This is a genomic window from uncultured Dokdonia sp. (genome assembly GCF_947492815.1).
Classification (GTDB): Bacteria; Bacteroidota; Bacteroidia; order Flavobacteriales; family Flavobacteriaceae; genus Dokdonia.
Genome location: NZ_CANLOB010000033.1, coordinates 1 through 13,873 on the forward strand (window position 1 = coordinate 1; position 13,873 = coordinate 13,873).

The 13,873-nt window shown below is 34.0% G+C and carries 11 protein-coding genes and 1 tRNA gene; 5 read left to right on the plus strand and 7 right to left on the minus strand.

All coding sequences use genetic code 11. From position 1 onward, the window contains the following. The first annotated feature begins 241 nt into the window (after positions 1-241). Both Q1A01_RS23920 and Q1A01_RS21010 read left to right on the plus strand, forming a co-directional pair. Entirely contained in the window at positions 242-367 is a 126-nt protein-coding gene (locus Q1A01_RS23920) for a JAB domain-containing protein (protein WP_366520121.1), read from the plus strand. A 24-nt stretch (positions 368-391) separates the two neighbouring features. After that, entirely contained in the window at positions 392-598 is a 207-nt protein-coding gene (locus tag Q1A01_RS21010) for a hypothetical protein (protein ID WP_299684807.1), read from the plus strand. Between the two features lie 29 nt (positions 599-627). Here Q1A01_RS21010 and Q1A01_RS21015 read toward each other — a convergent pair whose 3' ends face one another. Genes Q1A01_RS21015 through dcm form a run of 3 tightly spaced genes read right to left on the minus strand, consistent with a single transcriptional unit; the run spans position 628 to position 5,685 of the window. After that, positions 628-2,001 (minus strand): hypothetical protein, encoded by a 1,374-nt coding sequence (locus Q1A01_RS21015; RefSeq protein ID WP_299684808.1) that lies wholly within the window; start codon positions 1,999-2,001, stop codon positions 628-630. Positions 2,002-2,006: 5 nt separating this feature from the next. Continuing rightward, on the minus strand, positions 2,007-4,622 hold the full coding sequence (locus tag Q1A01_RS21020) for an ATP-binding protein (protein ID WP_299684810.1): 2,616 nt from the start codon (positions 4,620-4,622) through the stop codon (positions 2,007-2,009). Between the two features lies 1 nt (position 4,623). Then, the gene (dcm, locus tag Q1A01_RS21025; RefSeq protein ID WP_299684812.1) at positions 4,624-5,685 is read right to left on the minus strand and encodes a DNA (cytosine-5-)-methyltransferase; all 1,062 of its coding nucleotides are present in this window, start codon (positions 5,683-5,685) and stop codon (positions 4,624-4,626) included. A gap of 406 nt (positions 5,686-6,091) precedes the next feature. On the opposite strand from dcm, the gene Q1A01_RS21030 reads away from it, so the two are divergent. Further along, a complete protein-coding gene (locus Q1A01_RS21030) occupies positions 6,092-7,702 on the plus strand; it encodes a M14 family metallopeptidase (RefSeq protein WP_299684814.1) in 1,611 nt (536 codons plus the stop codon). 9 nt (positions 7,703-7,711) lie between these two features. Then, positions 7,712-9,448 (plus strand): M14 family metallopeptidase, encoded by a 1,737-nt coding sequence (locus Q1A01_RS21035; RefSeq protein ID WP_299684816.1) that lies wholly within the window; start codon positions 7,712-7,714, stop codon positions 9,446-9,448. Between the two features lie 551 nt (positions 9,449-9,999). Here the strand turns inward: Q1A01_RS21035 and Q1A01_RS21040 are convergent. Further along, positions 10,000-10,512, minus strand: coding sequence for an alpha-ketoglutarate-dependent dioxygenase AlkB (locus tag Q1A01_RS21040; protein WP_299684818.1), 513 nt, complete (start codon positions 10,510-10,512; stop codon positions 10,000-10,002). A 7-nt stretch (positions 10,513-10,519) separates the two neighbouring features. Then, positions 10,520-11,032: an adenine phosphoribosyltransferase gene (locus Q1A01_RS21045; protein WP_299684820.1), complete on the minus strand. Its 513-nt coding sequence runs from the start codon at positions 11,030-11,032 to the stop codon at positions 10,520-10,522. A gap of 91 nt (positions 11,033-11,123) precedes the next feature. Here Q1A01_RS21045 and Q1A01_RS21050 point away from each other — a divergent pair. Further along, positions 11,124-11,197, plus strand: a tRNA-Arg gene (locus Q1A01_RS21050). A 768-nt stretch (positions 11,198-11,965) separates the two neighbouring features. Here Q1A01_RS21050 and Q1A01_RS21055 read toward each other — a convergent pair. After that, positions 11,966-13,282: a S8 family serine peptidase gene (locus Q1A01_RS21055; protein ID WP_299684822.1), complete on the minus strand. Its 1,317-nt coding sequence runs from the start codon at positions 13,280-13,282 to the stop codon at positions 11,966-11,968. Between the two features lie 158 nt (positions 13,283-13,440). Beyond that, positions 13,441-13,851 carry a MerC domain-containing protein gene (locus Q1A01_RS21060; protein ID WP_299684824.1) on the minus strand — a complete coding sequence of 137 codons (411 nt, stop codon included), beginning with the start codon at positions 13,849-13,851 and terminating at the stop codon, positions 13,441-13,443. Positions 13,852-13,873 lie beyond the last annotated feature (22 nt).

A 13,873-nucleotide genomic window follows, 5' to 3' on the forward strand; every position in this document is an offset into this window, starting at 1 on the left:
GTCAGGAGTCAGGAGTCAGGAGTCAGGAGTCAGGAGTCAGGAGTCAGGAGTCAGGAGTCAGGAGTCAGGAGTCAGGATATTAAAATAAAAAACAAAACAAAGGACATTGAGTGATTTTGATAGGGAACGATAGTAAACTATCAAAATCGTACCGAAATGACCGACTCAGTTTCTTGTGCGATCTCTCCAAATATTGATGGAAGATGTTACAACTAGAAATAGAGTACTACTCTAATTTAGAGTGTTACTCTATTTTGAATATCCAATCTCAAAAAATGACACCCACTTTACCAACCGTATATATAAGGTGGGGAAACTCATTCCTATAGAAGTGGTAGACCACCTCATTAGTACCGAAGAAGGCTAGACGAGTTTTGGCAATGAAGGGATCATGACCCAACTCAAAACCTCTGGACTGTTTGAAATTGTAGGTCCTGAAAAAAAGGCATTACAAAAATGGAACATCGAAACGGAGATGAAACGTGCTCGTAAAGAAGAACGTATAGTTGTTGCTAAGAGAATGAAAAAGAAAGGCTATGATACTGCTACCATAAAAGAACTTACTAGATTGAGTGTTACTGCTATTGGGAAGTTGTAGGTTTTTAATCTAAATAAGACAATAATAATTTATGATAAAAATAAAATACCTTGTCTATTAATATGTCTAGAAAGTTTTGATTGTATTTCTGATAAAAGCTGTTGTCTTGCTCTAAACAGAGGTTTTATGTATTTAATATTATTTAAGTTTATTGATGTAAAAAAGTATCTAAAATTTAATATGATTATATATTTTTCTCCGTTCAAATCAAAAATAGGAGAAATAAATATTGCTTCAGATTTATCATCAATATAATCTAAAAATTCAGATTTAATCAACATCCCTTTTACACATCTATTATATTCATTTTTACCTTGTACATAATCGCATAATGGAGTAACTGTACAATAAATCCTTTTCCAGTTTTTTCTAATATCACCCCGAATATTTTTAGCTTTCCTATCTATTAGTTTAGAAATTTCTCGATTTGTTTTATCACTAATTTCTGCCTCGGAAAGTTCATTTTTTATATGTTTTCTATCTATCGAATTATTTAATAAATCTTTGAAAATACTTTCTGTTTTGGGATTAACATCTTCAATTATTGCTCCTGAATATTCTATAGGCTCTGATGTTCCGTTCAATAATAATTTACTATTAATTGTATATATATTATCAGAAAGAATTTTTTCACTTATGGGTAGATCTTTCGGTTCTCTAATTTCAGTTGTGTTTATAGTATGTTCTATCGTATCATTTAAAACAATATTCAAAGCATTAAAACTACTTTTAAGTTTACTTTCAGGTACTTGTTTTTTATAAGATTTACCTGAATAACTACTTCCCAATTTATTTACTATAAAATTTGCATTATCTGTCCAATCTTCAAATTCATGATAAGAGCTAAAAACCTCCTGTAAAGTCAAATCTGTAGAAAGATGAATTTGATTTTCCCATTGTAATAAATAACTATGAACAGGATCTTCATCTATTAAATGTGTTACTTTTTCAAAAAGTTTTTCAAGATTTTCTTCGGAATTTTCAGTTTCTGAACCATCATAATTAAAAAAATCTGATTTATTAGCTGAAGTAAAACCTATTGGTTTTCTATCCTTTAAATCATTATTAAAAATATCTTTTATTAAATCATCATATTCATCATCATTTCTACTCCAATAAATTATAACATAAGGGAAGTTTTTTGGTGAAATAACTCTTCGTAATACTGGTATTAATCTTGATTTTAAAACTTTATCTTGGTGTTTTGAATCATCTATTAAATTAATATCTAAAAAGAGTATTCTTATATCATTATAATTTTCACCTTCAATTGGCAAATATTTAGGATCACCAGAAAAATATGTGTGTGGTTTTTGATTTTTTGATAAAATATTGATTAATGGTTGAGCTTGATGAATCTGATCATCTATTATTGCTATTCTTCCATTTACTGGTATACTCATAAATTTTATTTTTTAAATGAAAGCACAACTGTTGCTCCATTTATATATTCTTCAGGGATAATAAAATCATTCATTTCGGGAAATAATAATTTACCTTTTTGAGCTTCCATTATTTCACTTGTTATATGGAGTCCCAATCCCATTCCTCCAGATTTTGCTGAAACAAATGGTTCTGTAATATCATCTGTTGGAATTAAAAAACCAGTTCCATTATCAGATATTAATAGATTAATAAATTTATCATCTTCTATAACATTAATATAGATTTTCTTATTAAAATCAACATCATTATCAATTGCTTTGATACATTTCTGTTCTAACCAATGAATAGAATTATCAATTAAATTCATTAGACTTCCTATTAAAAGGTTTTTTGCAATCTTAATATTCTTATTTCCGTTATAATTTTTAAATTCTTTTATTATTTCAATATTGTGTGAACTTAATCTATATTCGACATTAAATAAAGCTTGTTCAATTACTTCTATTATATTCTCTTCCGTTTTACTTGATTTCCTTATTATTTCAGCATATCCATCTATCAATGATGATAAATGCATTACTAATTTTAAAGCTCTATCAGAACCTTTTTCTTTTATAAGAACTTTTTTTACCTCATATAATATTTTCTCAACTTCATGAACAACAACAGACATGCTTAGACCTGCTCCTGCAGCTTTCAATAAGTTATCACTTACTTTTTTAAAATCAGATTCAATCTTTACTAAATATTTAACTATTCGTGTTTTTACAACTGAATCTTTTACTTTATCTTCTACATATGATTTAGCTTCACCTAAAGTACTCATTAAAGGAGCTGATTTAGGTGTAGGTCCATAAAATTCTTTTAACCTCTTTTTATCATTATATCTTAATGTCTCTATTATATCTAATGAATGAAGTATAGAATTTTTAAAAGCTCTATATGCATTATTTTCTACGAAACCTTCACGATTAGTTTTTTCTTTTAAATCATTACTATCTTTTCTATCTATATATACAGCTCCCAATATTAGATTATTACTAACCGCTTTTGTAGGTTGTTGAAATCTTCTAAAATCCAATCCTAACCAATCATTTTCTGGTTCTCCATAGTCATACACTCGTAATCCATCCCTAAACACTTTCACACCACCATTCGATTTCAAATAACTTTTAAATCCTCTCTTATCTGAAACACCAAGTTTTAAAACAAATGAATCTAAATCAAAAATATACCCTTCAAAAACGACTTTCCCAATTTCAAAATCGGATAGTGAAAAGTATTCTTCCTTATTTTTTTCATTTTTAAATCTCAATTTTTTAAGGGTTTGTACAATTTTTTCATTTTCATTAATCTCTCTGGGAAATAATTTTGTCATGGTTTCCCAAGGGGTGAAATTGTATTCAAAATTAGAAATAGCACTACCTTCAATAATTATCTTAAACTTAAAAAGTGAATAATCTTTAATATCTTTCCATTTCAATAATCCATCAAACCATCTTGGTTTGTCTAAAATATCAAATGTTGGATTAAATGAATCATCAGTTTTAAAAGGGGAAGATAAAGCTGTTATTGATCTTTTTACTTCTCTAGCAATTCCCCTTCCCCAAGTTTTTCTTAAATTACTTATTGTAATACTTGTACCTGTTTTACCATTTTTAAAAATATTAGGTTTATCCCTTTCAATAATCTTAATTGGAACATCTTCTAAATATTTATAATTATTAAAATCTGTCCAGTCTATTCTAACATAGACTTCCTGAGAATTTTCTGCCTTAGTAGTCAGTTCAATTTTATTTCCTAATTTATGTACACCAAATCTTCCAATTCCTTTTTCTCCAATAGGCAATCGATTATATTTTGGCGATGCTATTAAGTTTTCTATTTGCTTAGTTTTAAAATCACTTCCTGGTTCTAACCAAACATTTTCTACAGTATCTGCTGACATTCCAAAACCATCATCTTCTATAATAATGATTCCCTGTTCTGGATCGTCAACATTCTCCATATAAATATTTACTTTGTTTGCATCTGCATCATAAGAGTTTTTAACCAATTCAACTAAAGCTATACTCTCATTTTTTATCAATTGATCACCAAGCTGAATTAAAAGTCTAGCGCGAGGTTTAAAACTAGCAACTATTTCTGTTTTATCTGAATAATTAAATAATTCTATTTGATTTCCTTTTGTTGTCAAATTTATAGGGTTAAAAAGAATACCCTTTTGAAGAACATCTTCACTCTTTTCACCAATACTATTAAGAAAAAAATCTACCGCATCAGTATTGATTAAGCAGCCCTTATAATTTTCCTCATCGATTCTAATTAATACAAAAAGACTACTTACAATCAAATTCTTTCCTAATCTTGTAATTCGGTATTCGTTTCTACTACCCCTGCCATAGTATATCACTCTACTTTCAGAAATAGTATTATCAAACCATTCAATATTTATAAATCGCTCTTTATTATTACCTTTTACTCCGGGTGTATCAAAAAAAAACGAAATAGTGTTTTTAGGTAAATATATTCCTCCTTGATGTCCACCTGTCTCTCCAGCATCATTAGGTGAAACTATTTTTAAAAATATTTCATTAGAACTTTTAACTAAATCTATAATCTCTTGAATATTGTCCATTTTAAATTTCGTTGAGAATAACGTTATTATTGTTTTGTAACAATTGTCTATCTTCAACTAAGTTAGTTATTTTTATTGCTATTTCATTTAAAACAGGAACAGCTACAGAATTCCCAAACTGCTTATATATTTGACTATTTGAAACCGGTTGTTCTACTTCTCCGTTAAAAAACTTATAACATTCTTCAGGAAAACCTTGAATTTTACACGCTTCTAAAGGTGTGATTTTTCTTGGAATATCCCCTTCCTGTTCTATTAATATTTCTGCCCCATCTTTATGGTATCTAGCAGACATTGTTCTTGTTATTTTATTTCTGAACGGTCGTGATATCATATTAAATCCAAAACCATTACCTTTTTTCTTATGATTTTCTTTATGTCTCTTTAGGGCATTCCATGTTCCTAGTCCTAAAGTATACTTATCTCCATAAAGATCTCTTAATTCATTTTCTGGAGTAATAATATCTTCTAAATCATAAATTCGTTGTTCTGGCAATTCAGGGAATAAATCATTTATTTCTTCTCGAGTTATATTTAAATCGTTTCTAAAACCTATAATATAAATTCTTTCACGATGTTGAGGAACCCAATGAGCCGCATCTATAATCTTAGATGCAAAAGTATATCCAATCTCAGTTAAGGATTCACAAATAGTTTTAAATGTTCTCCCTTTATCATGACCTTTTAGATTTTTAACATTTTCAAGTAAAAAAGTAGCTGGTTGTTTTATCCGTAAAATCTCTTTCACTTTAAAAAACTCAGTCCCTTGTGTAGGATCATCAAAACCATGAAGTCTTCCTAAACTATTTTTTTTAGAAACTCCTGCTAATGAAAATGGTTGACAGGGAAATCCAGCTGTCAACAAATCATGATTTGGTATTTCATTCTCAATATCATTAATTTCATGAATATTACCAAAAGGAATATCACCATGAAAAGCATTATAAGTTATTTTAGAATAATTATTCCATTCGGAAGAAAAAACACAAATATTATCATCACTAGCTGCTTCAAAAGCAAACCTTATTCCTCCAATTCCAGCGTATAAATCTATAAAGTCCATATACTACGAATTTAATAATTTTAAATAATGAATAAAGAAGAATCATAGATAGTTTCTCGATAGTTATTAATAATTCTATCATAAGTTTCTCTTCTACATAACATTTCAAAGAACATTTCATTTTCAATCCAAAAGTAAACTACTTGCAATCAACATCGCTACGGAAACCCGTAAAACAAAAAAACAAATAACCATTATACCCTTTCGCGAAAGCGAACCCATAAATGTTAATCCCTCTTAAAAATTCCTTAATGCTTCTTAAAAATTTCCCATTAAATAGTACTTTGAGCAACATAAAGGAATTTAGAAACAGATCCCGCTGAAAAAGCGGGATTAGTTCAACGTACAATGTTGAATTCACCCTTCGGGCTTTTCAATATTGAGTTTCACTAATAAACCAACATTAATGAATTACAAATCACTATTCTCACTATTTGTAGTAGTTTCGATGTGCTTTACTACCCTAGCGCAAACCGACTATCGCAATGAACAGCAAGTCACCGCCACGCTGCAACGTCTTGCTTCTCAAAACTCACAAGCCAAACTCACCTCACTTACCAAAACTAACGGCGGAAAAGACATTTGGATGCTTACCCTTTCTGACGGAAATCCAGAGAGTCATCCCGGAATTGCCGTTATGGGCGGTGTACAAGGAGATCATCTATTAGGTACTGAGCTTGCACTAAACATGGCAGAAAGTATCCTTACCAACCATCCTGAGGTACTTACAAAGACAACCTTTTATATTTTTCCGAATCTAAGTCCAGATGCAACAGCGCAGTATTTTGCAGCGACCAAGTTTGCGAGACAAGGCAATGCCACAAAAACCGATGATGACCGTGATGGAAAAGTAGATGAAGATGCCTTTGAAGATCTCAATCGCGACGGCTTGATTACGATGATGCGTGTAGAAGATCCAACAGGAGATTATCGCCTACTGGAAGAAGATAATCGTATTCTGGTGAAAGCAGATCCTAATAAAGGCGAGCGCGGGAATTACAAACTATATACCGAAGGGATTGATAACGATAAGGACGGTGTTTTTAATGAAGACGGACTCGGTGGTGTGTATTTCAATAAAAACTTCACCTTTAATTTTCCGTATTTCACCAAAGGGTCTGGAGAACATCCTATCTCTCAAGTAGAGCATCGTGCCCTACTCGACTTCTTATATACGCAATGGAATCTGTATGCGATTCTTACGTTTAGTGATGCCAATAATCTTTCAAAACCTTTAAAATATAATAAAGGAGGCGCTTCTAAAAGAGTCGTGACAAGTATTCTAAAAAACGACGAAGCCATTAATCAAATGCTTTCAGAAGCGTATAATGAGTTCGTTCCTAACGAAAATGCACCCAGTGGTGCTGCACAAGGCGGCAGTGCTTTTGAGTGGAGTTATTTCCACTTTGGAAGATTGGCGATGAGTACACCGGGATGGTGGCCTAAAAAGTTTGAAGGCGATTCTATAAACAAAGCACCTGAAAATGAGAAAGCCAACTTCCTTGCGTATGCAAAAGCCGAAGGAATCAACAATGCATTTATTCCGTGGCAAGAAGTGCAACACCCTGACTTCCCAAATCACAAAGTAGAAGTCGGCGGGATCCATCCATTTGTGATGAAAAATCCGCCGTATGCTATGGTCGATAGTATTTCTAATACCCATACTGACTTTATCTTGAAAGTAGCGTCTATGCAACCTGAGTTGCAATTGGTGAACTTGCAACAAGAAAGTGTTGGTAACAATCTCACTAGAATCACGGTAGATTTACACAATAATGGGCTCTTACCTACACATACAGAAATGGGTGATAAATCCCGATGGCTTCGTAAGATTAATGTGTATCTGAAAACTTCTGGTAAGCAACAGCTTATTTCTGGAAAGTCACGACAGGTTATCGAAAAACTGGACGGTGATGGCACGCTCACCATGAGTTGGCTCATTCAAGGGTCCGGCAGTGTGACGATAGAAGCGACGGTTCCGCAAGCAGGAACGGCAACAAAAACGATCAACTTATAAACCAATCAGATGAAAAAATATATACTTACAATCGCATGTGTTCTGATGGTATACGCTTTCGCGAAAGCGCAATCAGCACAAGACATATTTCAAGCCGTAGGAACCCCTTCTAATCCAAAAGTGTCTATCGCTTTTAACCAATATTACACCGCTGAAGGATTGGCTGCCTTAGGCAAAAAAATAACCGATGCGCATCCAAATTTGGTCAAACGTATGTCTATTGGAAAATCGACACAGGGAAGAGATATTTGGCTACTAGCCATTACCGATTACAGTACAGGAGACGCCGATCGCAAACCTGGGTTTTACTTAGATGGTAATATTCACTCCAACGAGATTCAAGGAGGTGAAATCAGTACATATACCGCTTGGTATTTGACGGAAAGCTTCGGGAAAGTACCGTATATCACAGAGATGCTCAAGGATCGTGTGTTTTATATTGTTGCTACCATCAATCCTGATGCCCGTAATAACTATATGAAAGAAGCCAACACTCGAAATACACCAAGAGCTGGAATGATTCCGCTGGATGATGATAGTGATGGACTTTTTGACGAAGATGGGTTTGATGATCTGGATGGTGATGGATCTATTACACAAATGCGTCGTAAAAGTGCTACAGGTGATTTTATTTTAGATCCTAGAGATCCTAGAAAGATGATTCGTATCAGTCCTGATGATGTAATCACGGGACAACGTTATGAAATACTAGGTGCTGAAGGAATTGATAATGATAATGACGGACGTATTAATGAAGATATTCCAGGGTATTATGATCCGAATCGTGATTGGGGATGGAAATGGCAACCGGATTATGTACAGCGTGGGGCGTATAAATATCCGTTCTCTGCTCCAGAAACTAGAGCCGTAGCCGATTTTGTAAAAAACCATCCAAACATTGCTGGTGCGCAGAGTTTTCATAATAGCGGTGGTATGATTTTAAGAGGTCCTGGTGCCGAAGAAGATCTTGCTACGTATAATCGTGCAGATATTGCTATTTATGATGCGATTGGTAAAAAAGGAGAAGAGTTATTGCCAGGCTATGATTATCTAACAGTGTATAAAGATTTGTATTCTGTATTTGGTGGAGAACTAGATTGGTTTTATGGCGGTCGCGGAATTTATACGTTTACCAATGAAATCTTTACGGGTTTTGCGTATTATAAGAATAAAGAGGGAGGAGGATTAGATCAACTCTACACTGCCGATAAAGATTTATTATTAGGTGATGGATTTACACCGTATAAAGAATACAATCACCCAACGTATGGACTCGTAGAAATAGGCGGTTTTAAAAAGAATACAGGACGTGCAACGCCTGGATTTATGTTAGAGGAAGAAGCACATCGTAATATGGTATTTGTGTTTTATCATGCGTTCCATATGCCGCATTTGTCTGTAGGGGATGTGTCGGTAAAGTCTTTACCAAATGGTTTAAAAGAGGTAACGGCTACGATTGTAAATGATCGCTTAATGCCAACGCATGCGAGCCAGGATTTAAAATATAACATTGAACGTCCTGATTACATCACCCTTTCAGGAGCAAAAGTATTGGCGGGTATGATTGTAGAAGATGCCGATTTTAATGTAACCACAGAGCAAAAAAATACACCAGAAACGATTCGTGTAGCGAATATTCCTGGAAATAGCACCGTAATGGTTCGTTGGATTATAAAAGGTGGAAATAACCTCACTATCAAAGTCGATAGCGCCAAAGGCGGGGTTGTGGAGCAGCGCGTGAAGTAGCTTACTATGTCAAACTGAGCACTTCGATGAACTCAGTGTAACACCTGTCGAAGTTTTTAATCTTTTGATGATTTATAGCTCTTCGACAGGCTCAGGGTGGCAATCTAATTATTAACTTGATGTGATTCTGAAACAAGTTCAGAATGAAGTATCGCATTGTCCGTTCGAGCGCAGTCGAGAACCCTCATTAAGAGCTGGTTTCTTAGCAAACCTCTCGACTGCGCTTGAGGAGACATATGATCAATTATTTTAGAAGATTCAAAGCAAGTTGACCTAAGAAAATATTACGTAAAAAATGAATTGAAGCGAAGGAATAAGCAAAAATCGTCGCAAGGAGAAAGCATATAAGCAACTAAAAACATAATATTTATATACTAATTCTTAAAAACTCATACCCTCATTTTTGTGCCGTAGTGAAAGAAAATTTTAGTAAAAGTTTCTCAAGTCTTGATTTTTTTGATTCGTTTTTTCATCAAGGAAAAATGAATACTCTACAATAAAAACAGGTTATTAATTTGATGAGACCCTGAAACAAGTTCAGGGTGACGTATCTATTTTATCTTCCGAAACGTCATACTAATACGCCCATCAGTTACATCAGATTTTGGAATTGCATGTTTCCAGAGGTCTTGTACCTCATTGGTCATATAGATAAAAGAACCTGGCGGAAGTGCAAAATCTTTTGTGATGCTTTTGTCTTCTATGTTTCGAAATCGTAAAATTCGAGTCGCGCCTAACGAAATAATACCCACACCCGTTCCCGCTTCTAAGATGTCTGTTTGATCAGAATGAAACCCCATCGTAGACTTCCCATCTACATAATGGTTCAGTAAGCAGTTATTAGGTTTAAAATGCAATACTTCTTCAATGTCTAATGCAATACTATTTAAAATAGGTGTAAACGCTTGATGTACATAGTCCATTTGCGAGTAGTTATAGGCCTTTCCAAAACTAGCGGTTTTCCGAGCAGACATGCGTTCATCCCAAATCACTGTAGATTGCAATAGATTAAATAACCCCGAAGGATTTTCTATAAAATTTTCTATGTAGGTAATTCCATTCATAGTACTATCAATACGTAATTGCAGCTTTAATTATTTTTCCTTCTAGTTTCTCTTTTCCAGATAAGAAACTCAGTTCGATTAAGAAGTTACATTGTACTACTTCGCCTCCTAAACTTTCTATTAATTGCACAACAGCCGCCGCAGTACCTCCTGTGGCTAATACATCGTCATGTAATAAGACCTTATCACCGGGTTGTATGGCATCTTCATGAATTTCTAAGGTATCAGTTCCATATTCTAAAGCATAGCTCTGAGAAGCTGTTGTATACGGTAACTTCCCAGGTTTGCGTACGGGAACAAAACCTGCATTCAATTCTTTGGCGAGAACTCCTCCAAAAAAGAAGCCTCTAGACTCTACGCCTACTACTTTATCTATGGACTGATCGCCTACTAATGCTAGTAATTCTTGACTCGCTTTCGCGAAAGCGGACGCATCCCCAAGCAATGGAGTGATATCTTTAAAAATAATTCCTTCGGTTGGAAAATCCTGTATATCACGTATGTAATTATTTAGTTTCATTTTTTTTTAAAAAGTATTTGTTGGCAAGATAAAAAGAAATATATTTGCACCCCGAAACAAACAAACATTATTTGTTATTTCGGAAAATAAAGGCCTCGTGGCGCAACTGAATAGCGCACTTGATTACGGCTCAAGAGGTTACAGGTTTGAATCCTGTCGAGGTCACTTAAAGCGAAAAGTCTGCATGAGAATGCAGGCTTTTTTGTTTTTCAGGCTGTCAAAAGCCTATGCTTTTGTAAAGAATGAGAAACAAAAAAGTACAACGCTTTTTAACGTTGTAGACTTTTCATTTTCAGAAAGGAACTCAAAAGGATATCTAATCCTGTTAATCAAAAAAGGAGCTTTGTCAGGATCACCGCAGGTACTCCTGTTCGACAGGATGCCACCGCACCTCCTCGCTCCTCATTATATAAGATCCTCGGGATCTTATATAGTCATTCGGTCGTTGTCGAGGTCACTTAAAGCGAAAAGTCTGCATGAGAATGCAGGCTTTTTTGTTTTTCAGGCTGTCAAAAGCCTATGCTTTTGTAAAGAATGAGAAACAAAAAAGTACAACGCTTTTTAACGTTGTAGACTTTTCATTTTCAGAAAGGAACTCAAAAGGATATCTAATCCTGTTAATCAAAAAAGGAGCTTTGTCAGGATCACCGCAGGTATTCCTGTTCGACAGGATGCCACCGCACCTCCTCGCTCCTCATTATATAAGATCCTCGGGATCTTATATAGTCATTCGGTCGTTGTCAAGATCACCGAGCGTAGCGAGATCATCCTGACATAAAGAAGCATCAAACTCGCTTGATCATTTTTTAATTGAAACTATTTTCAAAGCGATGTTTTGCGGGGTATGTGATCTCTTTAAGGGTCACGAATAAAAGAAACCCTTTAAACATATTATGCTCAAAGGGTTATAATTTAATTTATCTGTTGAAGATATTACAGCTTGGCTCTAGAAGCACTGAACCCTCCTTTAGAAACATTTCCTTGTGTCCCTACAGAATTGTTTCCTCGTCCCGCTAAAATTCCTGCTACGTGTGGAGAAGCCATAGATGTTCCTGAAATTCTATTAAATCCTCCATTCAACCAAGTAGACCATACATCTCTACCAGGAGCCCAGCGATCTACACTTGATCCAAAATTAGAGAAACTAGATGGTTGCTTATTTGATCTGTCTATAGATCCTACCATCCAAGTACGTGATGTATTAATCCTTTGTGGTGAATAGAACTGTGTATTGTCATTCGAGTTTCCAGCTGCTAATGCTCCATATATTCTATCATCTAATCTTCTAAAAGCATTATCAATAGCATTTGAAGTAAAGCGGTTGCGGAAACCAACACTATAATTGAAAACGTCACCAGCAATAGCACTATTATATACATAATCCACACCAGAAAGAATACCATCGGTACTTCCTGAACCTGATGCTCCTAATACTTTTACAGCCACTAAACTAGTGCCATAAGCAACTCCAATAACACCACTACCATTATTTCTAGCGCCTAAAGTACCAGCTACATGCGTTCCGTGTCCATTAGCGTCTTGCCAAGATGGTTCTCCGTTTACAAAACTTCTTGATAAGCCAGTTACAATAGCTAAATCAGGATGTGGTGCAATTCCAGAATCAATAACCCATCCATATCTATTTGTATTTGCATTGTTAGTTCTTCCTACATATTGTACACCCCATGGAAGAAATTCTCCATTAGGAAGTTGAACATCTCTAGAATTAGGAGCAGCTGCTAAATCTAGAATATCCTTTTCTGAAACTCCTTCAGGTGTTGCTGGAATAGGAAAATCTGCAGTTAATGCTAGATTAGGTTCAATAAAAGCAATACGATTATCTGATTTTAAATTTTCTATATCGCTTTCAGTTAAGTTTTTAGCATAAAATCCTTGAAAAACTCCTGTATAAACCGTCGATAAGTTTTTAGTGTCAATACTGTTTTCACTTAATACTCGTGTAGATTTCTGTGTGTAGAATTCTTTAATACGTGATAGTTCCTGAGTTCTCCCTCTTTCTGAAGCTTGATAGTTATTAAAACTACGTTCATTACTGTCCTCTTTAAAAACAATGATGTATTCTCCAGATATAGCATCGGCTGCTGGAATCACAGTAACTTCATCTAGTGATCTACTATCTTCAACTGTTAAATTTGATTCATCTGTTAAATCGATGTTTTCTTCTGTAGAACAGGAACTTAACAATCCGAATGTAGCTATAAAAACTACGGCAATTTTAAAATTTCTCATAATTGATTAATTTTTGGTTAATGTTTGACCTAAAACTACTAAAAAATCAAAATAATTACGAATAATTTAAAACTTTAACATAAATTAACTTAAAAATTACGGTTTTCGCGTAATTTTTATTATTTTTATGATAATTCCATTTTATAAATATTTATTATTTATACAGTTGTACAGCAATTATCATTAGCACATTGACAATATTTTCTATTGTAAACATGTAATGCTATCAAAGCTAATGAAGGAATATATATCACCTCTTCTATAAGAAGTATCATCTCTAATTTTTCATTAATAATAACAAAAGAGAGTGATGCCCATCCCATCCATAGTGTGTAGCGCACCCAATTTTTGGAAGTATTTCTGGCTGACCAATACACAGCAATTAGAGAAATTAGAATAAATAAAATATCTAATAGTCCCCACCAAAATGGATGTGAGTGATGCCCTTGTACGTGCCCAGCATGTGTTACAAATAAAAACGGAGTAGCTAAACAGTGTGCTAAACATAGTATGCTAGCTGTTGAGCCGATAATATCTGATTTAGGAGTTATATTAAGTGTTTGGAACATTTATATGAATATTTAAGTTTTA